19 protein-coding genes are annotated in these 21,141 nt (G+C 59.0%); 8 read left to right on the top strand and 11 right to left on the bottom strand.

Annotation, left to right across the window (positions count from 1 at the left end; all coding sequences use genetic code 11):
* Nucleotides 1-35: 35 nt before the first annotated feature.
* The 3 genes from adeC to emhA are packed head-to-tail and all read right to left on the bottom strand — an operon-like array spanning nt 36 to nt 5,821.
* Nucleotides 36-1,496 carry an AdeC/AdeK/OprM family multidrug efflux complex outer membrane factor gene (gene adeC / locus FPT12_RS22535; RefSeq protein WP_145020226.1) on the bottom strand — a complete coding sequence of 487 codons (1,461 nt, stop codon included), beginning with the start codon at nt 1,494-1,496 and terminating at the stop codon, nt 36-38.
* Nucleotides 1,493-4,660: an efflux RND transporter permease subunit EmhB gene (gene emhB / locus FPT12_RS22530; RefSeq protein ID WP_145020223.1), complete on the bottom strand. Its 3,168-nt coding sequence runs from the start codon at nt 4,658-4,660 to the stop codon at nt 1,493-1,495. Before emhB ends, adeC begins: the two co-directional genes overlap by 4 nt.
* A gap of 3 nt (nt 4,661-4,663) precedes the next feature.
* Nucleotides 4,664-5,821, bottom strand: a complete 1,158-nt coding sequence (emhA, locus tag FPT12_RS22525) for an efflux RND transporter periplasmic adaptor subunit EmhA (protein ID WP_145020220.1) — start codon at nt 5,819-5,821, stop codon at nt 4,664-4,666.
* A 267-nt stretch (nt 5,822-6,088) separates the two neighbouring features.
* Between emhA and emhR the strand changes: the two genes are divergently transcribed.
* Entirely contained in the window at nt 6,089-6,721 is a 633-nt protein-coding gene (gene emhR / locus FPT12_RS22520; RefSeq protein WP_145020218.1) for an efflux system transcriptional repressor EmhR, read from the top strand.
* 206 nt (nt 6,722-6,927) lie between these two features.
* Here the strand turns inward: emhR and FPT12_RS22515 are convergent, their stop codons facing one another.
* The 5 genes from FPT12_RS22515 to FPT12_RS22495 form a co-directional block, all read right to left on the bottom strand.
* On the bottom strand, nt 6,928-7,368 hold the full coding sequence (locus FPT12_RS22515; RefSeq protein WP_145020214.1) for a hypothetical protein: 441 nt from the start codon (nt 7,366-7,368) through the stop codon (nt 6,928-6,930).
* A 96-nt stretch (nt 7,369-7,464) separates the two neighbouring features.
* Nucleotides 7,465-7,989, bottom strand: a complete 525-nt coding sequence (locus FPT12_RS22510; RefSeq protein WP_145020211.1) for a hypothetical protein — start codon at nt 7,987-7,989, stop codon at nt 7,465-7,467.
* Between the two features lie 315 nt (nt 7,990-8,304).
* Entirely contained in the window at nt 8,305-9,354 is a 1,050-nt protein-coding gene (locus FPT12_RS22505) for an alkene reductase (protein WP_145020208.1), read from the bottom strand.
* 22 nt (nt 9,355-9,376) lie between these two features.
* Nucleotides 9,377-10,543 carry an MFS transporter gene (locus FPT12_RS22500; protein WP_145020205.1) on the bottom strand — a complete coding sequence of 389 codons (1,167 nt, stop codon included), beginning with the start codon at nt 10,541-10,543 and terminating at the stop codon, nt 9,377-9,379.
* A gap of 301 nt (nt 10,544-10,844) precedes the next feature.
* Nucleotides 10,845-11,150: a helix-turn-helix transcriptional regulator gene (locus tag FPT12_RS22495; protein WP_054596057.1), complete on the bottom strand. Its 306-nt coding sequence runs from the start codon at nt 11,148-11,150 to the stop codon at nt 10,845-10,847.
* A gap of 154 nt (nt 11,151-11,304) precedes the next feature.
* Here FPT12_RS22495 and FPT12_RS22490 point away from each other — a divergent pair, with 154 nt between their 5' ends.
* Nucleotides 11,305-11,892 carry an ACP phosphodiesterase gene (locus tag FPT12_RS22490; RefSeq protein WP_145020202.1) on the top strand — a complete coding sequence of 196 codons (588 nt, stop codon included), beginning with the start codon at nt 11,305-11,307 and terminating at the stop codon, nt 11,890-11,892.
* Between the two features lie 99 nt (nt 11,893-11,991).
* On the opposite strand, the gene FPT12_RS22485 is transcribed toward FPT12_RS22490, so the two are convergent.
* Together FPT12_RS22485 and olsB are read right to left on the bottom strand one after the other, a co-directional pair.
* Complete coding sequence (locus FPT12_RS22485) at nt 11,992-12,786, bottom strand: lysophospholipid acyltransferase family protein (RefSeq protein ID WP_054596059.1); 795 nt, start codon at nt 12,784-12,786, stop codon at nt 11,992-11,994.
* Complete coding sequence (olsB, locus tag FPT12_RS22480; RefSeq protein ID WP_145020200.1) at nt 12,786-13,541, bottom strand: L-ornithine N(alpha)-acyltransferase; 756 nt, start codon at nt 13,539-13,541, stop codon at nt 12,786-12,788. Before olsB ends, FPT12_RS22485 begins: the two co-directional genes overlap by 1 nt.
* Nucleotides 13,542-13,813: 272 nt before the next feature.
* Between olsB and FPT12_RS22475 the strand changes: the two genes are divergently transcribed.
* The 4 genes from FPT12_RS22475 to FPT12_RS22460 all read left to right on the top strand — a co-directional run bounded on the left by FPT12_RS22475 (nt 13,814) and on the right by FPT12_RS22460 (nt 17,064).
* Entirely contained in the window at nt 13,814-14,908 is a 1,095-nt protein-coding gene (locus tag FPT12_RS22475; protein WP_145020197.1) for a serine hydrolase, read from the top strand.
* On the top strand, nt 14,905-15,231 hold the full coding sequence (locus tag FPT12_RS22470) for an amidase (protein ID WP_145020194.1): 327 nt from the start codon (nt 14,905-14,907) through the stop codon (nt 15,229-15,231). The genes FPT12_RS22475 and FPT12_RS22470 overlap by 4 nt, the downstream gene beginning before the upstream one ends.
* Nucleotides 15,232-15,314: 83 nt before the next feature.
* A complete protein-coding gene (locus tag FPT12_RS22465) occupies nt 15,315-15,905 on the top strand; it encodes a YceI family protein (protein ID WP_145020191.1) in 591 nt (196 codons plus the stop codon).
* Between the two features lies 1 nt (nt 15,906).
* Entirely contained in the window at nt 15,907-17,064 is a 1,158-nt protein-coding gene (locus FPT12_RS22460; protein ID WP_145020188.1) for a phosphatidylserine/phosphatidylglycerophosphate/cardiolipin synthase family protein, read from the top strand.
* A 128-nt stretch (nt 17,065-17,192) separates the two neighbouring features.
* On the opposite strand, the gene bglX is transcribed toward FPT12_RS22460, so the two are convergent.
* Nucleotides 17,193-19,484, bottom strand: coding sequence for a beta-glucosidase BglX (bglX, locus tag FPT12_RS22450; protein WP_145020186.1), 2,292 nt, complete (start codon nt 19,482-19,484; stop codon nt 17,193-17,195).
* A 240-nt stretch (nt 19,485-19,724) separates the two neighbouring features.
* On the opposite strand from bglX, the gene FPT12_RS22445 reads away from it, so the two are divergent.
* Together FPT12_RS22445 and FPT12_RS22440 are read left to right on the top strand one after the other, a co-directional pair.
* Entirely contained in the window at nt 19,725-20,333 is a 609-nt protein-coding gene (locus FPT12_RS22445) for a LemA family protein (protein WP_145020183.1), read from the top strand.
* Nucleotides 20,334-20,434: 101 nt separating this feature from the next.
* Nucleotides 20,435-21,141, top strand: a 707-nt coding sequence (locus FPT12_RS22440) for a YgcG family protein (RefSeq protein ID WP_145020179.1), incomplete at its 3' end; no start/stop codon positions are given.

Below are 21,141 nucleotides of genomic sequence, written 5' to 3'. Positions count from 1 at the left end.
CCACCAAATGGTGGGCTTCGTTTTTGCGGGTGTTATCAGAACATCTTCAGCTTCGGTGCTTCTTCTTTCACCGGCTCGTTCTTCGCGGTTTGCGCGTTCCAGCCACCCCCCAGAGCCTTGTACAGGTTCACTTCGCTGATCAGTTGCGACAGGCGGTCGGTGATCAACGATTGTTGCGCAGTGAACAACTGACGCTGGGCGTCGAGGAAGGTCAGGTTGCTGTCGACACCGATGCGGTAGCGACGTTCGGCCAGGCGGTAGTAGTTCTGGTTGGCGGCCACCAGATCACGCTGGGCCTGCAACTGTTCGTTGAAGGTCAGGCGTGCGGCGAGTCCGTCGGAGACTTCCTGGAAGGCGGTCTGGATCGACTTCTCGTACTGCGCGATCGTGATGTCTTTCTGGATTTTCGAGTAATCCAGGCTGGCGCTCAGGCTACCGGCATTGAAGATCGGCAGGTTGATTTGTGGCTGGAACAGCCAGGTCCCCGAACCACCCTTGAACAGACCGGAGAGGTCCGGGCTCAGGGTGCCGGCATTGGCGGTCAGGCTGATGCTCGGGAAGAACGCTGCCCGCGCCGCGCCGATGTTGGCGTTGGCAGCCTTGAGTTTGTGTTCGGCTTCAAGGATATCCGGGCGACGTTGCAGCAGGTCGGACGGTAGACCGGCCGGTACTTCGCTGAGCAGGTCATCGGACAACGGTTGGCCCGTGGCCAGGTTGGCCGGTATACCGGTACCCAACAGCAGCGCCAGGCTGTTTTCGTCCTGGGCAACCAGGCGAGTGAATTTCGCCTGTTGGACCCGGGCAGTTTCCACGGCCGTACGCGACTGGCTCAGGTCCAGCGCCGAAGCGACGCCGACTTCGTTGCTGCGGGCGGTGAGCCGGTAGCTTTCTTCGAAGGTGGCGAGGGTGTCCTGGGACAGTTTCAGCTGTTCCTTGTCGGCCTGCCAGGTCAGGTAGGCGTTGGCCACGCTGGCCACCAGGCTGATCTGGGTGCTGCGGCGTGCCTCTTCAGTGGCGAAGTAGTTTTGCAGCGCTTGTTCGTTCAGGCTGCGAACACGACCGAACAGGTCGAGCTCATAGGCGCTGACGCCCACGGTGGCCGAGTAGCTGGCACTGATGCTCTCTTTACCGGTCTGCGAGGCACGCGCCGGGATCCGATGACGGCTGCCGGTGCCGGTCGCCGAGACGGCCGGGAACAGGTCGGCGCGCGAAATGCGGTATTGGGCCGCAAAGGCGTCGATGTTCAGCGCCGCGACACGCAGGTCGCGGTTGTTTTCCAGAGCGGTCTGGATCAGCTGCTGCAGCGCCGGGTCACGGAAAAACTGCTTCCAGCCTTGTTCGGCGGCGGCCTGGCTTGCGGCCTGGGCCGGCGAATACGCCGGACCTTGCGGGTATTGCGACGCAATCGGTGCGGCAGGCTGCTGATAATCCGGTATCAGCGAGCAGCCACCGAGCACGAACGCGGCGATGGCTAGGGAGAGTAGCGACTTGCTCATTGGCCAGCCTCTTTAGAAGTTTCTATAGCGACGTCATCCTGATCCGCAGTTTTGCGTTGACCCATCGACGACACAGTGACAAAGAACAGTGGGACCCAGAAGATCGCCAGTACGGTGGCCGTCAGCATACCGCCGATAACCCCGGTACCGATCGCATGCTGGCTACCCGAACCTGCGCCGGTGGAAATGGCCAGCGGTACCACGCCGAGGACGAACGCCAGCGAGGTCATGATGATCGGTCGCAAACGCATCCGGCACGCTTCGATGGCTGCGTCAGTCAGGCTGCGCCCTTGTTCATGCAGTTCCTTGGCAAATTCGACAATCAGAATGGCGTTTTTCGCCGCCAGACCGATGGTGGTCAACAGGCCCACCTGGAAATACACGTCGTTGGACAGACCGCGCAGGCTCGTGGCGAGCAGGGCACCGATGATCCCCAGCGGTACAACCAGCATCACCGCAATCGGAATCGACCAGCTTTCGTACAGCGCCGCCAGACAGAGGAAGACCATCAGCAACGACAAAGCGTACAGCGCCGGAGCTTGCGAGCCGGACAGACGTTCCTCATACGACAGACCGGTCCAGGAAATACCGACACCGGCCGGCAGCTTCTGGGCCAGGGCTTCGACTTCGGCCATGGCTTCACCGGTACTGTAACCAGGCGCTGGAGCCCCGAGGATTTCCATCGCTTCTACGCCGTTGTAACGCGCCAGCTTCGGCGAGCCGTAGATCCACTCGCCCTTGGCGAACGCGGAGAACGGAACCATGGCGCCCTGGCTGTTGCGTACGTACCATTTCTTCAGGTCTTCAGGGCTCATGCGAGCACCCGGCTGGCCTTGTACGTAAACCTTTTTCACTCGACCACGGTCGATGAAGTCGTTGACGTAGCTACTGCCCAGCGCGATCGACAGCGTGTTGTTGATGTCGGTCATCGTGATGCCCAAGGCACTGGCCTTTTCATCGTCGATTTCCAGCTGGTATTGCGGTTCGTCGTTCAGACCGTTCGGACGGACCTGCGACAGCACTTTGCTCTGCGCCGCCATACCGAGGAACTGGTTGCGGGCAGCCATCAACTTGTCGTGGCCGATGCCGGCGCGATCCTGCAGGAACACGTCGAAACCGGTGGCGTTACCCAACTCCAGTACCGCCGGTGGCGCGAACGCGAACACCATCGCGTCACGGAAGGTGAAGAAGTGCTGTTGGGCACGGGCCGCAACCTTGAACACGCTGTTGTCGGCGTTCCGCTCAGCCCATGGCCGGAGCATGATGAACGCCATGCCTGAACTCTGGCCACGGCCGGCGAAGTTGAAGCCGGTCACGGTAAACACCGAGTTCACCGCATCGCCTTCACCGCCGTCCTTGCCAGGACGCAGCAGGAATTCACGCATCTCGTCCACGACCACTTGGGTGCGCTGGGAGGTAGAACCGGCCGGGGTCTGGACCTGGGCAAAGAGTACGCCCTGGTCTTCTTCCGGCAGGAACGCCGTTGGAATGCGGGTGAACAGCCAGATCATGCCGACGACGATGATGATGTAGGCCAGCAGGTACGGCGCCTTGTGCTTGAGCATGTTGCCGACACCGCGCTCGTAGCTTTTGACGCTACGGTCGAAGTTACGGTTGAACCAGCCGAAGAAGCCGCGTTTCGGAACGCCATGCTCGCCTTTTGGAATTGCCTTGAGCATGGTGGCGCAGAGCGCCGGGGTGAAGATCAAGGCAACCATGACCGACAACGCCATGGCCGAAACGATGGTGATCGAGAACTGCTTGTAGATCACCCCGGTCGAACCGCTGAAGAACGCCATCGGCAGCAGTACCGCCGACAGCACCAGTGCGATACCGACCAGTGCACCCTGGATCTGGCCCATGGATTTCTTGGTGGCTTCCTTGGGCGAGAGTCCTTCTTCGCTCATCACCCGTTCGACGTTTTCCACCACGACGATGGCATCGTCCACCAGCAAGCCGATGGCGAGCACCATACCGAACATGGTCAGGGTGTTGATGCTGAAACCGAACGCCGCGAGGATCCCGAAGGTACCCAGCAGCACCACCGGTACGGTCATGGTGGTGATGACCGTGGCGCGGAAGTTTTGCAGGAACAGGAACATCACCAGGAACACCAGTACGATCGCCTCGACCAGGGTTTCAACCACACCCTTGATCGACTCGGTCACCACCGGAGTGGTGTCGTACGGGAACACCACTTCCATCCCTTCCGGGAAGAATGGCTTGAGGTTGTCGATGGTCTTGCGCAGGGCTTTGGCGGTGTCGAGGGCGTTGGCACCGTTGGCCAGTTTCACCGCCAGACCGGAAGCCGGACTGCCGTTGAACTGGGCGCTGATGCTGTAGTTCTCGCCACCGAGGCCGACATCGGCAACGTCAGACAGGCGAACCTGCGAGCCGTCCTTGTTGACCCGGAGCAGAATTTCCTTGAACTGCTCGGCTGTCTGCAAGCGGGTCTTGCCGATGATCGTGGCGTTCAGTTGCTGACCAGGCAGGGCGGGCAGGCCGCCGAGTTGACCGGAGGAAACCTGGACGTTTTGCGCAGCGATGGCGGTTTTGACATCGACCGGGGTCAGGTTGAAGTTGTTCAACTTGGCCGGATCGAGCCAGATACGCATCGCGTACTGGGCACCGAACACCTGGAAGTCACCGACACCCGCAGTCCGCGAGATCGGGTCCTGCATGTTGGAAACGATGTAGTTGGACAGGTCGTCCTTGGTCATGCTGCCGTCGCGCGAGACCACGCCGATGACCATCAGGAAGTTTTTCACTGACTTGGTCACGCGGATACCTTGTTGCTGCACTTCTTGCGGCAGCAACGGGGTGGCCAGGTTCAGTTTGTTCTGGACCTGAACCTGCGCGGTGTCAGAGCTGGTGCCCTGCTCGAAGGTCGCGGTAATGGTCATGCTGCCGTCGGAGTTACTTTCCGAGGACACATAACGCAGGTTATCGATACCGTTGAGCTGCTGCTCGATCACCTGCACCACGGTGTCCTGCACGGTTTGTGCAGAAGCACCTGGGTAGGTGACGGAAATGGCGATCGCCGGCGGGGCGATGCTCGGGTACTGGTTGATCGGCAACTTGAGGATCGATAAAGCCCCGACCAGCATGATCACCAGGGCAATCACCCAGGCGAAAATCGGACGGTCGATAAAAAATTTCGACATGGTTTACTCCCCTTTACCGCCAGCGGCAGTGTTAGCTGCCTGTGCGGGGGCTGGGTTCTTTGCGCCAACGTTAGTCGCTTCAGTGGCCTTGACTTCGACGCCAGGTCTGACGAATTGCAGACCTTCGGTGATCAGCCGATCGCCGGCCTTGAGGCCATCTTCAATCAGCCATTGGCTGCCGACCGTGCGGCTGGCCTTGAGCTGACGCAGCTCGACCTTGTTGTCTGCACCGACCACCAGAGCGGTCGGCGTCCCTTTGAGGTCGCGAGTCACGCCCTGTTGCGGCGCGAGAATCGCTGCGGCGTTCACCCCGGCTTGCAGCTGGGCGTGAACGAACATGCCCGGCAACAAGGTGTGATCAGGGTTCGGGAACACTGCGCGCAAGGTCACGGAACCGGTGGTCTGGTCAACCGACACTTCGGAGAACTCGAGCTTGCCCTGTTGCTTGTACTGGCTGCCGTCTTCGAGGGTCAGCTTGACCATGGCAGCATTCTCGCCGGCCTTTTGCAGACGACCGCTTTCCAGTTCGCGGCGCAGCTCCAGCAGTTCGACCGAAGACTGGGTAACGTCGACGTAGATCGGGTCCAGTTGCTGAATCACGGCCATGGCGTCGGCCTGGCCATTGTTGACCAGCGCGCCTTCGGTGACCGAAGAGCGGCCGATGCGACCGGAAATCGGTGCGTAAACCTTGGTGTAGCGCACATTGATCTCTGCGCTTTTCAGGGCGGCTTCCGATTGCAGGCGGTTGGCCACCGCGGTGTCGTATTCCTGACGGCTTACGGCTTGCTCATTGACCAATTGCTTGTAGCGATCGGAAATCGACTTGGTCGATTGCAGGTTGGCTTGTGCGCTGTTCAGGGTGGCCTGATAGACCGAAGGATCGATCTGGTAAAGCTGCTGGCCTTCCTTCACTTCACCGCCTTCCTTGAACAGGCGCTTGAGAATGATGCCATTGACCTGTGGGCGAACTTCCGCGATGCGGTAGGCCGTTGTGCGGCCCGGCAGCTCGGATGTCAGGGTAAAGGCTTGAGGTTGAAGGGTTACGACGCCGACCTGAGGGGGTGGAGCGGCAGGGGCCGCCTCTTCCTTTTTACATCCGCTGAGCAGCGATGCCAGGGCGACGGCAGTAACCAGAGCGGTAACAGCTGGCTTGAATTGCATGAAGATCCTCGGGTCAGGCGCGCAAATTGCGCACAAGAAAAGTGGAAAAGTAAAAAAACTGTGCTGAGTGGATAAGTAGCTTGCTAATGAATATACTTACGTTCATGGTTGTTTGTAAATAGCTTCGCGGAGTAACTATCCGGTTACAAAAGTCAACGCGAGGTATGAATTGTAGGCCGGGGACGAGCCTCCTACAGAGCTCGCCCCACATTTGTTCAGAGGGTGCACAGACATCGCTGAAGCATTCCTGATTGAGGTTTTATTGCCATGGTCCGTCGCACCAAAGAGGAAGCTCAAGAAACCCGCAGCCAGATACTCGAAGCCGCGGAAAAAGCCTTTTACGAGCGGGGCGTGGCGCGCACGACGCTGGCGGATATCGCTACCCTGGCTGGCGTGACTCGTGGGGCCATCTACTGGCATTTCAGCAACAAGGCCGATCTGTTGCAGGCCATGCTGGATACGCTGCATGAGCCGCTGGATGAGATGGCCAAGGCGAGCGAAAGTGAAGAGGAAGAGGATCCGCTGGGCTGCATGCGCAAATTGCTGATTCATTTGTTTCATCAAGTTGCCCTGGACCCGAAAACCCGACGCATCAATGAGATTCTGTTTCACAAGTGCGAATTCACCGATGAAATGTGCGACCTGCGCCAGCAGCGCCAAACGGTCAGTCTCGATTGCAATGTGCGAATCGCGCTGGCCCTGAGTAATGCAGTAAATCGGGGGCAGATGCCGGAAAACCTCGACACGGCCCGCGCGGCCATCAGCCTGCATGCTTACATTGATGGCATCCTGTATCAGTGGCTGTTGGCTCCCGACAGCTTTCAACTGCACACCGAAGCCGAGCGTTGGGTCGATACAGGGTTGGACATGCTGCGCTTGAGCCCCAGCCTGCGCAAATGAAACAAAATGTGTAATCGTCACAGATTGTGTCAACACTCTTCGTGGCAAGGCCAGCCTTTATATAGGTTGATGGTGTGGGTTGATAGGTAGTGACCTACGTATTTTGTAGGAGTTTTGTATCAAGCATGCCAATCAAGCGGAGCAACGCACTGTCAATGCCCTTGGCGTTCGCCAGCAGGAAACGCCAAGCGGGCAGTCTGCTCTCATTACCCTATGTAAGCTGTCATGCAATAGGGGTAGGGATAAGCAGTGCTTTTTTTTGTCAGCGCCGAGTGACTTTCAATTTTCACTTGCCCGATAGAGCATGCTTCGTGCTCCCAAAAAAACTCGGTTTCCGGGGCTCGATAGCCGAGCCTTCTGCGCCAGCAATATAAAAAAGCGGTATGCAGCCGGAACGCCTGTTTGTAATTGGTATAGATGGCTTGTGCGCTGAACACTGTTTTTTTTATGTCATAGTCGATGTTGATGTTCTGCGGCAGATGCGGGCTGCCCTGGAACGTCAGTATCGTTTGACTGTTGGCCAGCAGCTTGGTGGGAAAGCCGGGGTGCGTTGGCTCTGCCGAGAGGTCGTCCCGCCAGAAAGTGGAGGACGACAAATTGATGATGATCAGCGTGGCTGTGAGCGTATTTTTGCCTGAGGCATCCATGGCTTTGCACTTCCTTGGGAGGTGAAATCGATGACACGGTTGTGTAGTCAATTGAGTCGATAGCAGAGTACGAACCGTGCTTTCGTTGGTCAGAAATCAGTACTCTCCTCCCAGACTGATTACAACGCCGTAGTGATAAGGCTTGCTGTCGACAATTCGAATTATTCTGGAGGAACAACGCAGAGGGGACGTGCCGATAGATCTGATTTTATTTTCTCTGACCGGAAAGGTTTCCGGTGAAAAGGAAAAGGCAGAGTAGTCCTTTCTTACTTTGAGAAGTGTTGAAAACTCAAAAGTATGGTTTTCGCTTTTGTAGGTAAAGCTATGTTTCGCTTGCGTCGACGTTCGGCCTTTGGCAAATATGGGTGTTTCCTCCCTCAATACGAACGATAGATAATCCCAAGGGGCGATGGCATATCGTTCTATCGGATCTGCGCCGGTGTCCCAGCTGGAAGCAGTGAGATTGAATGTTTCTGCAGTGCCGTTGTAGAAGTAAATCATGACGTGGCTGTGAGAGGTGACGCGTTTAACGTTATCCCAGACACCTGTTTCTTCTTCCTTGGCTTCTTTAATGATATTCGGGAAGTCGCTCGCGGTATTGGCGTATTCGGTTTCGTCCATGATGTTTATTCCTGTAATAAAGATTTGTATTGCTGAAGAGAGTAAGGGTGATCAATCAATCCAGAGTGATCAGGATCTCGAAGTTGAACGGCGGCCTATCACCGGTTTCACTGCTGTAATTGACGAAATGTTTGGTTTGGGTTTGTTTGTAGTGCGGCAGGTTGAGTATCGATGTTGGCGTGACGGTTGGGTAGTGAATGTTACTTTCTAAATATTATTGCTTTGAGGTGGCCGGCATAGATAGAACTACATAAGAGCGTTCAAATAAAAAAAGCCCCGAATCTTTCGAAACGGAGCTTTTTGGTTTTGACGAATTTACATCGTCGGATAATCAATATAACCGACCGATCCCTTGGCATAAAACAACTCGGGACGCGCTTCATTAAGCGGTGCATCCGCTTTCAGGCGTGCCGGCAGGTCCGGATTGGCAATGAACGGCACACCGAATGCCACGGCGTCGGCCTTGCCGCTGGCCAGCCAGGCGTTGGCGCTGTCCTTGGTGAAGCGTTCGTTGGCGATGTACGGGCCGCCGAAGGCTTCTTTCAGTTGTGGGCCGAGGCTGTCGCCGGCTTCTTTCTCGCGGGAGCAAATGAATGCGATGCCGCGCTTGCCCAGTTCGCGAGCGACGTAGGTGAAGGTCTCGGACAGGTTGTCGTCACCCATGTCGTGAGAGTCGGCGCGTGGTGCCAGGTGCATACCGACTCGACCCGCGCCCCAGACTTCGATGGCTGCGTCGGTCACTTCAAGCAACAGGCGGGCACGGTTTTCCAGGGAGCCACCGTAGTTGTCGGTGCGCTGGTTGGTGCTGCTTTGCAGGAATTGGTCGAGCAGATAGCCGTTGGCACCGTGGATTTCCACGCCGTCGAAACCGGCAGCCTTGGCGTTTTCCGCACCGACGCGGTAGGCGTCGATGATGTCAGCGATTTCAGCGGTTTCCAGTGCGCGTGGTGTTGGGTAGTCGGCCAGTGGGCGAACCAGGCTGACATGACCTTTTGCTGCAATAGCGCTCGGTGCAACCGGCGCTTCGCCGTTCAGGTAGGAAGGGTGGGAAACCCGGCCGACATGCCACAGTTGCAGGACGATCTTGCCGCCAGCACCGTGGACTGCTTTGGTCACATTGCTCCAGCCACGCACCTGGTCGTTGGACCAGATGCCTGGAGTGTCCGGGTAGCCGACGCCCATCGGCGTGACGGAAGTGGCTTCGCTGAGGATCAGGCCGGCAGAGGCGCGCTGCACGTAGTACTCAGCCATCAGTGCATTAGGCACACGGCCTTCGTCGGCGCGGCAGCGGGTCAGCGGCGCCATGATGATGCGGTTCGCCAGTTCCAGGTCGCCCAGCTTGATCGGATCGAAAATAGTCGTCATGAGATACAACCCTCGTTAATGATTAGTTAGTAGCAGGGGCCAGCTCGGCATTGCCGCTCTGACGGAAAGTAATCAGGGTTACCAGCAGCGCCAGGATCGCCAGCGCAGCGGCCGCGAGGGGCACGCTGGCCAGGCCGAAACCATGGGCGATGACGCTACCGCCGACCCAGGCACCCAAGGCGTTGCCAAGGTTGAAAGCGCCAATGTTCAGGGTCGACACCAGGTTTGGCGCGGCTTTGCCGAAGGTCACCACGTTGACTTGCAACGCCGGTACAGCGGCGAAGGCGGCGGTGGCCCAGAGGAACAGCGTAATTTCGGTCGGAATCACGGCGACGCTGGTCCAGCTCAGCGCGGTCGAGACCACGGCCATCGAAATGAACACGCCAATCAGCGTTGCGGCCAGGCGCTTGTCAGCCAGCTTGCCGCCGATGATATTGCCCACGGTCAGGCCGAGGCCGATCAGCAACAGCGTCCAGGTCACGCCTTTGGGCGAAACCCCGGTGACGTCGCCCAGCAATGGTGCGACGTAAGTGAAGAGGGCGAACATGGACGCGGAGAACAGGACGGTCATGCTCAGCGACAGCCAGATCCCGGCGCCTTTGAGGGCCGCCAGTTCGGCGCGCATATCGAGTTTTTCTTCGTCGCGTTTGGCGGGCAGGAAGCGGATCAGACCGATCAGCGCGACCACGCCGATCACGGTCACTGCCCAGAAGGTCGAACGCCAGCCGGCTTCCTGACCCAACGCGGTGCCCAGCGGTACGCCGAGTACGTTGGCCAGGGTGAGGCCGGTGAACATCAGTGCGACGGCCGAAGCCCGCTTGTTGGCAGGCACCAGACCTGCGGCCACCACTGAGCCAATACCAAAGAACGCGCCATGGCACAGGGCGGTGACGACTCGGGCGAACATCAGCACTTGGTAGTCACTGGCCAGGGCGCAGAGCAGGTTGCCGACGATGAAAATGCCCATCAACGCGACCAGTGCAGCCTTGCGTGGCAGTCTGGCGGTGGCCATTGCCATGAACGGTGCACCGACGGCGACACCCAGGGCATAGCCGGTCACCAGCCAGCCGGCGCCAGGGATCGACACACCAAGGTCGGCCGCCACATCGGGCAGCAAGCCCATGATGACGAACTCGGTAGTACCGATGGCGAAGGCGCTGAGGGCCAGAATGAGTAGCGAGAGGGGCATTGTTGATTCCTTATCGGCGTACTGACGTTAGGGGGCGTTCTCAATTAGTTTCCCCGCCGCGTTGTTCCTTAAAGCGGGCCAGGCAAGGCGCAGGCCGCTGGGAATGGTTGTTCCCTTTCCAAGGCCTGCAACGCAGCATGGCCCGCTTTAAGGCTCAACCCGAAGGGCCGGGCCTGCTGTTGTGCAGGGCTGTGTTGCTCGAAGCTTGTTTGGAACGACCAAACCACGCTTCTCGCGCCTTGCCCTGCACAACAGCAGACCCGGCGCGGTGTGGAAACTAATTGAGAACGCCCCCTAAGGGTCAGAGCTCTTTGCTGAAGGTGCGGAGGAATTCCTGAATGGTTTCCTCGTTGCGTTTGAAAAAATGCCACTGGCCGACTTTGCGGCTGCTGATCAGGCCGGCGCGTTGCAGGGTCGCCAGATGGGCGGAAACAGTGGACTGCGATAAACCGCAACGTTGATCGATCTGCCCGGCACAGACGCCGTGCTCGTTGCTGTGGGATTGGTCGGGGAATTCGACGGTCGGGTCTTTGAGCCAATGCAGGATTTCTCGCCGTACCGGGTGCGCCAGGGCTTTTATTATTTCGTCGAGGTCAATGGTGGACATGGCAGTGCTCGGGTTGGGTAAAACGTTATATCGCGATGAGGCGAACTTTAAATCGGTATTTCGCGATATACAAATATGATTTTGATCTGATGACAGCCTAAATCTGTATATCGGGTTATAACGATATTGAGGGCGCAGTGCTAAGCTACGCGGCATGAACTATCTCGCACATCTTCATCTCGGTGGCCAGCGCCCCGGTCAAATGCTCGGCAGTTTGTATGGCGATTTCGTCAAGGGTCGGCTGCAAGGGCAGTTCAATCCGGAGATCGAAGCGGCCATTCAGCTGCATCGCAGCATCGACGTGTTTACCGACCGCCATCCGTTGGTCGACTTGGCGTTGTCGCGATTTACGCTGACGCGACGGCGTTATGCCGGCATCGTGCTCGATGTGTTTTTCGACCATTGCCTGGCGCGGGACTGGAGGCTTTACGCGGACCAGCCGCTGGAACAGTTCACTTCGGATGTGTACCGGGTGCTGGCTGCCGAACCGCAGTTGCCGGGGCGACTGGCGCAGATTGCCCCGCACATGGAGGCGAATGACTGGCTTGGTTCTTATCGGGAGTTTGCGGTGCTGGACCAGGTGCTGCGGGGGATTTCACGGCGCCTGTCGCGGCCTGAAGAACTGGCTGCGGCGATGGAGGAATTGCGGCGGCTGTATGAGCCGTTGAGCGAGGACTTTCGGTTGTTCTATCCGCAGCTTCAGGATTTTGCACAAGACCATCTGGAGCGCCTGAATCCGTAACCGTAGGAGCAAAGCTTGCTCGCGATGAACGATGACGCGGTCATCAGATAGACCGAGGTGACGCCATCGCGAGCAAGCTTTGCTCCTACAGGATCGGGATCATGCGGCAATCAGTTCGCCAGCGCGCCGTGGTTCCGCAGGTTTTGCCACGTCACCAAACAACGCCTTCTGCACCGCTTGTTGCGCCGCAAACGCCAGCGCCGCGCGTTCCTGACCGTGGCAGGCAATCGGTTTGAGCAGATGGATCTCGACGTCGCCCTGATCGTTGGCGAACAAGCGCATCAAGTGCGAGAGCAAGTCGTCATCGCCAATGAACGGGGCGAGCGGGTCGATCTGGCCATCGCGCAGATAACGAACGGCCACCGGTTGCAGTGCCACGTCTGCGTCAATGGCCGCGGACAGCAAGCGACCATGAAAGGTGCGCAACGAACGGCCATCGGTGGTGGTGCCTTCCGGGAACATCAGCAGCGGATGGGCTTGCTCAAGGTGGCGGCTCATCTGTTTGCGGATCAGTTGGCTGTCACCCGAACCCCGACGAATGAACAGACTGCCAGCCTTGGCCGCGAGCCAGCCGGCGACCGGCCAGGTACGCACTTCGGCCTTGGACAGGAAGGACAAGGGCGTGAGCATGCCCAGCAGCGGAATGTCGGTCCAGGACACATGGTTACTGACCCAGAGCATCGGCTTTTGCGGCAATTCGCCGTGGACCGTTACGCGAAAGGGCAGGGCGTTGCTCAGCCGGGTCATGAAAAACCGCGACCAGCGTTGGCGCCGCACCATCGAGTTGGCCACCCCCATGCGCTCGAACAGCCCGAACACGCTGGCCATGCTCAAGCCCAGCGCGACCACCAGCAGCACTCGCGCGATCCGCGCGTACACCCGCAGCCGGCTCATCAGACTGCCGCCTTGAAGTGTTTGGCGTAACGCGGGCACAGTTCGTCACGCTTGAGCAGGATGAACACGTCGGCCACCTGGAAGTCTTCATCCCAGCACGGCTCGCCGCAGATCTTCGCGCCCAGGCGCATGTAAGCCTTGAGCAGTGGCGGCATTTCAGCGATCACGTTGGAAGGGATATCGAGGGTCGGCAGCGGTTTCTTCGGTTCGGCGCGCAGGTGCTCGGTGCACAGATAGCGTTCACGCAAGCGCTGCATGATCGCCTGGGCCTGAATGCCGCCGTCCTGCATCGGGATGCTCGCGCAACCCATCAGGTAGCTGTAGCCGCCCTGATTCAGCACTTCGGCCAACTCGCCCCAGAGCACGGCGATGGTGCCGCCGTTACGGTAGGCCGGGTCGACGCAGGTGCGACCGATCTCCAGGATCGGCCCTTGCAGATGGACCAGGCCGTGCAGGCTGAACTCTTCTTCGCTGTAAAAACGCCCCAGGCTGCTGGCGGCCTGATGGTCGAGCAAACGCGTGGTTGCTACCAGGCGTCCGCTATTCAAATCACGCACACCAATGTGGGCGCAGTGAACATCATAGTCATCCATGTCCAGACCCAATTCTGCGCCTTTGAGCTTGGCGTTGAACTCGCCGCTGAAAACGTTGAAGCGCAGGGCCTGGGCTTCCTGCAACGCCTCGGCGCCGATCAGGCGTTCGGCTTGCAGGCGGCGTTCATTGCCGGTGTCGCTGATGCGGGCGATCTGAGTCATTGCGAATCTCCGTACGGGCTGCTCACCCGTCTTGGGTTGCAGTCGATCGACTTTGTTGTGCAAAGTCAGGCTATGTAGCCCCGGTGTCATCGCCATGAAGCTTTGGTGATGCTTGTGTGACAGCCCCTGAGGCGCATGGGCCCGGCGATTGGCCAAGGCATTTGCGGTGTATTGACGGGCCTCTACACGGGCCATTTCACAAACAACCAAAACTTCAAAATTGTCATCTGACTCGACTAGGCTCAGAGAGTTAATCCCTTTGAGTGTCTGTCGTGTTCAAACGCCTGCCTCTGCTGTTCATGTTGCTGGTCAGCCTTCCGGTTCTGGCGGAAAACTGGCCCGCCGAGCAATGGTCGCCTGGCCCGAAAATCAGCGGTCCGGCGCTTCAGGCCTTGGAGGATTACGCCTTTGCACCGCGCGACGACGGCGGCCGCACCGGCGTTCGCACCGATGCCTTGCTGGTGATTCGTGACGGGCAATTGATCTACGAACGCTACGCCGGCCCAACCACAGCCGACACACCGCACCTGACCTGGTCCGTCAGTAAAAGCCTGATGGCCACGGTGCTGGGCGTAGCCTATGGCGAAGGCTTGTTCAAATTGCAGGACCCGGCAGCGAAGTTTTATCCACCCTTGCAGATCCATCCGAATGTATCCGTCGCGGATTTGCTGCATTGGGCCTCGGGGCTGGACTGGCAGGAAACCTATGAATATGCGCCGCTGAATTCTTCGGTAGTGGCGATGCTCTACACCCATGGACGCCAGGACATCGCCGCGTTCGCTGCCGGCCAAGACGAGTTCAGCCCGCCGGGTCAGGCGTTTCGTTATTCCAGCGGTGACAGCAATCTGTTGGCCGCAACGCTGAAGACCATGGTCGGTGCGCAGCGCTACGCCGACTATCCATGGACCGCGTTGTTTGGCCCCCTGGGGATTCGCAGCGCCGTTTGGGAGACCGATGCCACGGGGACGTTTGTTGCCTCGTCCTACGCCTATATGACGGCTCGCGATCTGGCGCGGATCGGCCTGTTGATGCAACGCGACGGTCGCTGGGGTAACCGGCAGTTGCTGCCAAAGGACTGGGTCGAGTTCAACCGCCAACCGTTCATTCGCTTCAAGGCCAATCAGGATGAAGCCGTTCCCGGCGGGCATTGGTGGCTCAATCGTGCGGTCGACGGCGCCGAAAGACCCTGGGAGGACGCACCCGATGACACCTTCGCTGCACTCGGCCATTGGGGGCAGGCGCTGTACGTGGTGCCCAGTGAGAATCTGGTGATCGTGCGCTATGGCGATGATCGCGACGGCAGTTACCAGCACAACGAATTGCTCAGACTGGCACTGGCGGCATTTGCGCAGAAGGTGCAGCCATGAGTTTCAGATTTATTCGCCGTCGACCACGACTCAGCTTGTTGCTGTTGTTGATCGCTGTGCTGCTTGGCTGGATGTGGCAGGAGCGAGTTGCGTTGTCGGCGTTCCCCGACATCATCAGTGCCTACACCGCCAAGGAGTATTGCTCGTGCCGGTATGTCGAGAACAACCCGGCGGATTATTGCCAGGGCTATGTGACGCAGTACGTGCCCATCAGCGGTTTTCTCGATGACGCTGCAAACAAACGCGTGACGGTCAGCGGCATGGGGCGCAGTCATATCGCCGCGTGGCTCGGGGCTCGTCAGGGGTGTCGGTTGACTCCATAGGGGCGGTCTTTTGCCTTGTGCGGTTTGCAAGCGCGTTCACTCAGGCTAAGGTTCGGCTCAGGTTTACTTGCCCATGAGTGTTTATGTTCAAGCGGTTTTGCTGCACAGCCCTGGCCTTGCTGCCGTTGGCTTTCGTTACCTCGCCAGCCCACGCCGACTGGTATCTGGACGGCGAGTCTTCACGTCTGTCGTTTATCTCCACCAAGAACGCCAACCTCTCCGAAGTTCAGCGCTTTCTGGTACTGCATGGCAAGGTCGACGCCAACGGCCAGGCGCAAGTGCAGGTCGAACTGGAGTCGGTCAACAGCGGCATTCCGCTGCGCGATGAGCGCATGCGTAAAGAGCTGTTCGAGATCAAGACGTTCCCTGAAGCGCTGATCAGTACGCAGATCGATCTGCGGCCGATCAAGGATCTGGCCCCCGGCGCGCAACTCGAATTGCGTTTGCCATTGACGGTCAGCCTTCACGGCAAAGAGCACGCTTACAACGCCGAGTTGCTGGCGACACGCCTCGATGATCGGCGTTTTCAAGTGGTGACCCTGGAACCGCTGGTCATTAAAGCGGAGGATTTCGATCTGCTGCCAGGGCTGGAAAACCTGCGCACAGTCGCCGGCCTGTCGGCCATCAGTTCGTCGGTGCCGGTGGGTGCGGTGCTGATTTTTACGGCGCGCTGACATGAGCGGTGCAGTGTTTCCCTGGCGTGAAGGCAATCGCTATGAGCTGTTGATCGACGGGCCGCAGTTTTTTCCACGGATGCTGGCAGCGATTGCCGCTGCACAGGAACAGGTTGACGTGGAGCTGTACCTGGTGGAGGCGGGCGCCTGTGCCGAGGCGATGGTTCAGGCGCTGGTGCAAGCCGCCGCGCGCGGTGTACGCGTGCGTTGCCTGTTCGATGACTACGGCAGCCTGGCATTCACCCTGAGTCTGCGGCGACGCCTGATCGAGGCCGGCGTGGAGCTGCGTTTCTACAATCGCCTGAGCTGGCGGCGCTGGGTGCGCAACCTTTATCGGGACCACCGCAAGTTGCTGTTGGTCGATCAGACGCTGGCGGTGGTCGGCGGCACGGGCGTTACCGACGAGTTCTGGACCCCAGGTTGCGAAACCAGTGAGTGGCATGAAGTGATGGTGGAAATCGGCGGCCCGCTGGTGCTCGACTGGCAGTTGCTGTTCGACCGTCAATGGATTGCCAACCGTCACCGCCGTGCCTGGAAACCTGTGTCGCACTTCGGTTTGCCACGTCTGCCACGGGTGCCGTCGATGGGTGAGGGGATGGGCCGGGTAGCGTATGCCGACGCCAGGCAGCACCGGGATATCCTGCAATCGCTGTTTCGTGCATTGAATAGCGGTCAGCAGCGAATCTGGCTGGCCACGCCTTACTTCCTGCCGACCTGGAAAGTCCGCCGCTCATTGCGCAAGGCTGCTGCGCGGGGTATCGATGTGCGCCTGCTGCTGACCGGGCCGCGTACCGATCATCCGTCGGTGCGCTACGCCGGGCATCGTTATTACCCGCGCTTGCTCAAGTCCGGGGTGAAGATCTTCGAATACCAGCCGTGTTTCCTGCACCTGAAAATGGTCCTGATCGATGACTGGGTGAGCATTGGCTCATGCAATTTCGATCACTGGAATCTGCGCTTCAACCTGGAAGCCAACCTGGAAGCCCACGATCCGGCGCTGAGTCTGGCGGTGGCGGCAAGTTTCGAGAAGGACTTTGCCCTGAGTCAAAGGGTCAGTCTTGAGGAATGGCAACGTCGACCGTTGTGGCGACGGGTCAAGCAGCGGGTGTGGGGATGGGTGGATCGGATGGTGGTGAATCTGCTGGATCGGCGGGGGTGAACACAATCCCCCAAACACCAAAAAACAGTGTGGGAGCGAGCTTGCTCGCGATGGCGATATAACAGTCAACAGAGATGTTGAATGTTATGGCCTCATCGCGAGCAAGCTCGCTCCCACAGGTACTTCATTTAAAGCAACTCGAAGCTCTGCTGCGTCACGTCCTCGGAATCGAGGCCGATCTGTACGTTGAACTTGCCAGGTTCTGCTGCATATTTGAGCTGGGCGTTGTAGAACTTCAGGTCGTCCTCGTCGATGGTGAAGTGGATGACTTTCTGTTCGCCGGCCTTGAGCATCACTTTCTGGAAGTTTTTCAGTTCTTTGAGCGGGCGAATCATCGAACCGACCACGTCCTGAATGTACAACTGCACCACGGTTTCGCCGTCGCGCTTGCCGGTGTTTTTAACGGTCACGCTGGCGTCGATCTTGCCGGACTTGTTCAGCGTGGTCGACGACAGGGCCATGTCCGACAGGCTGAAGCTGGTGTAGCTCAGACCGTAGCCGAATGGATACAGAGGACCGGTGGTGTCATCGAAATACTGCGAAGTGTAGTTGCCCGGTTTGCCTGGAGTGAACGGGCGACCGATGCTCAGGTGGTTGTAGTAGGTCGGAATCTGCCCCACTGAACGCGGGATGCTGATCGGCAGCTTGCCCGACGGGTTGTAGTCGCCGAACAGCACGTCGGCAATCGCGTTGCCGCCTTCGGTGCCGGTGAACCAGGTTTCGAGAATCGCGTCAGCCTGGTCCTTCTCTTCGAGAATGGTCAGCGGACGGCCGTTCATCAGCACCAGTACCAGCGGTTTGCCGGTGGCTTTCAGGGCCTTGATCAGGTCGCGCTGGTTGGCCGGGATGTTCAGATCGGTACGGCTCGACGATTCGTGGGACATGCCACGGGATTCTCCGACTGCCGCCACCACCACATCAGCCTGCTGCGCCGCTTTCACCGCTTCGTCAATCATGACCTGCGCCGAACGCGGGTCATTCACCACTTCCGGAGCGTCGAAGTTGAGGAAGTTCAGGTAATCGAGGACTTTCTTGTCCTCGGTGATGTTGGCGCCACGGACGTAGGTCAGCTTGGTCTGATCACCCAGGGCACGGGTCATGCCATCGAGCAAGGTGACCGACTGTTCCGGTTTGCCGGCGGCAGCCCAGCTGCCCATCATGTCGATCGGTGCCTTGGCCAGCGGGCCGACCAGAACGATTTTCTCGGTCTTCTTCAGCGGCAGGGTTTCGTTCTGGTTCTTCAGCAACACCATGCTGCGACGTGCAACGTCACGGGCCTCGGCGCGGTGCAGACGGTTTTCGGCGTAGGTGTCGGCCGGATCATCCTCGACCTTGCCGATACGCAGGTATGGGTCCTTGAACAGGCCCATGTCGTACTTGGCGCCGAGCACTTCACGCACGGCGTTGTCGATGTCGCTCTGCTGGATTTCGCCGGACTTCAGCAGCCCTGGCAGTTCCTTGCCGTACAGGGTGTCGTTCATGCTCATGTCGATGCCGGCCTTGATCGCCAGCTTCGCCGCTTCACGCCCGTCGCGGGCCACGCCATGCTTGATCAGCTCGAAGATCGCCCCGTGGTCGCTGACCGCCAGGCCCTTGAAGCCCCACTCCTTGCGCAGCAGGTCCTGCATCAGCCACATGTTGGCGGTGGCCGGAATGCCGTTGATCGAGTTCAGCGCAACCATCACCCCACCGGCGCCGGCATCAATGGCGGCGCGGTACGGCGGTAGGTAGTCCTGGTACATCTTCACCGGGCTCATGTCGACGGTGTTGTAGTCGCGACCGCCTTCGACCGCGCCGTACAGGGCGAAGTGCTTGACGCTGGCCATGATGCTGTCGGCCGCGCTCGGGGTTTCGCCCTGATAGGCCTTGACCATCACTTTGGCGATGCGCGAGACCAGGTAGGTGTCTTCGCCGAAACCTTCGGAGGTGCGGCCCCAGCGTGGGTCGCGGGAGATGTCGACCATCGGCGCGAAGGTGATGTCGAGACTGTCGGCGGCGGCTTCCTTGGCGGCGATGCGCCCGCTACGGCCGATGGCGTCCATGTCCCAGCTCGAGGCCAGGGCCAGAGGGATAGGGAAAATGGTCCGGTGGCCGTGGATCACGTCATAGGCGAAGAACATCGGGATCTTCAACCGGCTGCGCATGGCCGCGTCCTGCATCGGACGGTTTTCCGGGCGAGTGATCGAGTTGAACGTACCGCCGATGTTGCCGGCGGCGATTTCCTTGCGGATCAGCTCGCGGGGCATTTCCGGGCCGATGCTGATCAGGCGCAATTGGCCGATCTTTTCTTCAAGGGTCATCTGCTTCATCAGGTTGCTGACGAAAGCGTCCTTGTTTTCAATCGGTGCAGGCGTTGTGTCGGCCCATACAGAGTGACTGGCCAGGCCGATGGCAAGGCCCAGCAAACACAGCTTCTTCATGAATAGTGATCTCAAAAGCCTAAACGGACGCAGTGGTTACGCGCCGGTCAGCCAAAAATTAGGGGGCGTCTGTTGTTGTTCGACTAAATGCCGCAAACTTCTAAACTCTTTCAGCGCTGGGCATCTTTTAGCCGATTGGCCCGATGCAATCCAGTGGCGGCGGCAGATTATGCCCCAAGAGTTCGAGTTGAAGGCGCGCAGGAATATTTCCAGGGTAATGGGCAAGGGAGCATCACTCGCATGAATGTACAACAGCGCTATCGTTCGGGCTGGCAAATAGCAGTATTGATGTTGCTCAGCACGGTTCTGGCCGGCTGTGGCGTCAACACCATACCGACCCTAGACGAGCAGGCCAAGGCGGCCTGGTCGCAAGTGCAGAACCAGTACCAGCGTCGCGCCGACCTGATCCCCAATCTGGTGGAAACGGTCAGAGGTTACGCCAAGCATGAAGAGGAGACTCTGACGGCGGTGGTCGAAGCGCGGGCCAAGGCGACCTCTATCCAGGTTGATGCCAGCACCCTCGACAACCCGGAAAAACTCAAACAGTTCCAGCAGGCCCAGGATCAGCTCAGCGGCGCCCTCAGTCGTTTGATGGTGGTGTCCGAGCGTTATCCGGATCTGAAGGCGAACCAGAACTTCCTGGCGCTGCAATCGCAACTTGAAGGCACCGAAAACCGTATCGCCGTGGCGCGCCGGGATTTCATCCTGGCGGTGCAGAACTACAACACTGAACTGCGGACGTTCCCAGGCCGTTTGTGGCACAGCGTGCTGTACAGCGACCTGCCGTTGCGCGACACCTTCGAGGCCACCAGCCCGGGTGCCGACAAGGCGCCGCAAGTGAAGTTCTGATCAGCGCAGGTTCCCGGCGGGTTTTCAGTGCTGTCGGGATACCACCCCATGAATCATGAGGAAAGAGCCATGAGGCATGAGCCATTAGGGATGAGGTGCCAATGCGCGTTTTGAAAATCAGCCTGGTGGTGATGCTTTGGATCTTTGCCATCACCACTCAGGCCGAGCTGAAGTTTCCGGCGTTGACCGGTCGGGTGGTGGATAACGCCCAGATGATCGAGCCTGCGGTGCGCGAGCAACTGACTCAGCAACTCCAGGCCCACGAACAGGCCACCGGCGAGCAGTTGGTGGTGGTGACGCTGCCGGACCTGCAAGGCACCAGCATCGACGACTATGGTTATCAGCTGGGGCGTTACTGGGGCATCGGACAGAAGGGCAAGAACAACGGCGCCTTGCTGATCGTCGCTCGCGCCGAGCGCAAGCTGCGGATCGAAGTCGGGTATGGCCTGGAAGATCGGCTGACCGATGCGCAAAGTTCGGTGATCATCAATCAGGTGATCACTCCGGCATTCAAGTCCGGCAATTTCAGCAAAGGCATCAGTGACGGCGTTGCCGCGATGCTGGTGGTACTGGGCGGCAGCCCACTGGATGAACCGTCGACGATTTATGATTCGGGCGGTGATCAGGGCAGCGACTTTATCGGGCGTCATCCGACAGTATTCGTGTTATTGGCGGTGCTGTTTATCCTGACGATTTCTATCATGCAGATGCTCGGCGTCCTGCCCCGTGGCGGCGGTCGCGGAGGTTCCGGCGGGTTTGGCGGCGGAGGCTTTGGCGGCGGCTCGGGAGGGGGCGGTGGCTTCAGCGG

This window comes from Pseudomonas sp. H3(2019) (assembly GCF_007713465.1).
In the GTDB taxonomy this organism is placed as follows: domain Bacteria; phylum Pseudomonadota; class Gammaproteobacteria; order Pseudomonadales; family Pseudomonadaceae; genus Aquipseudomonas.
Note: the sequence above shows the minus strand (reverse complement) of the source record. Positions and strands in the feature narration are given on the sequence as shown.

Coding starts and splice junctions, on each gene's coding strand:
- adeC (WP_145020226.1), bottom strand. CDS start 1,496: ATGAGCAAGTCGCTACTCTCCCTAGCCATCGCCGCGTTCGTGCTCGGT.
- emhB (WP_145020223.1), bottom strand. CDS start 4,660: ATGTCGAAATTTTTTATCGACCGTCCGATTTTCGCCTGGGTGATTGCC.
- emhA (WP_145020220.1), bottom strand. CDS start 5,821: ATGCAATTCAAGCCAGCTGTTACCGCTCTGGTTACTGCCGTCGCCCTG.
- emhR (WP_145020218.1), top strand. CDS start 6,089: ATGGTCCGTCGCACCAAAGAGGAAGCTCAAGAAACCCGCAGCCAGATA.
- FPT12_RS22515 (WP_145020214.1), bottom strand. CDS start 7,368: ATGGATGCCTCAGGCAAAAATACGCTCACAGCCACGCTGATCATCATC.
- FPT12_RS22510 (WP_145020211.1), bottom strand. CDS start 7,989: ATGGACGAAACCGAATACGCCAATACCGCGAGCGACTTCCCGAATATC.
- FPT12_RS22505 (WP_145020208.1), bottom strand. CDS start 9,354: ATGACGACTATTTTCGATCCGATCAAGCTGGGCGACCTGGAACTGGCG.
- FPT12_RS22500 (WP_145020205.1), bottom strand. CDS start 10,543: ATGCCCCTCTCGCTACTCATTCTGGCCCTCAGCGCCTTCGCCATCGGT.
- FPT12_RS22495 (WP_054596057.1), bottom strand. CDS start 11,150: ATGTCCACCATTGACCTCGACGAAATAATAAAAGCCCTGGCGCACCCG.
- FPT12_RS22490 (WP_145020202.1), top strand. CDS start 11,305: ATGAACTATCTCGCACATCTTCATCTCGGTGGCCAGCGCCCCGGTCAA.
- FPT12_RS22485 (WP_054596059.1), bottom strand. CDS start 12,786: ATGAGCCGGCTGCGGGTGTACGCGCGGATCGCGCGAGTGCTGCTGGTG.
- olsB (WP_145020200.1), bottom strand. CDS start 13,541: ATGACTCAGATCGCCCGCATCAGCGACACCGGCAATGAACGCCGCCTG.
- FPT12_RS22470 (WP_145020194.1), top strand. CDS start 14,905: ATGAGTTTCAGATTTATTCGCCGTCGACCACGACTCAGCTTGTTGCTG.
- FPT12_RS22465 (WP_145020191.1), top strand. CDS start 15,315: ATGTTCAAGCGGTTTTGCTGCACAGCCCTGGCCTTGCTGCCGTTGGCT.
- FPT12_RS22460 (WP_145020188.1), top strand. CDS start 15,907: ATGAGCGGTGCAGTGTTTCCCTGGCGTGAAGGCAATCGCTATGAGCTG.
- bglX (WP_145020186.1), bottom strand. CDS start 19,484: ATGAAGAAGCTGTGTTTGCTGGGCCTTGCCATCGGCCTGGCCAGTCAC.
- FPT12_RS22445 (WP_145020183.1), top strand. CDS start 19,725: ATGAATGTACAACAGCGCTATCGTTCGGGCTGGCAAATAGCAGTATTG.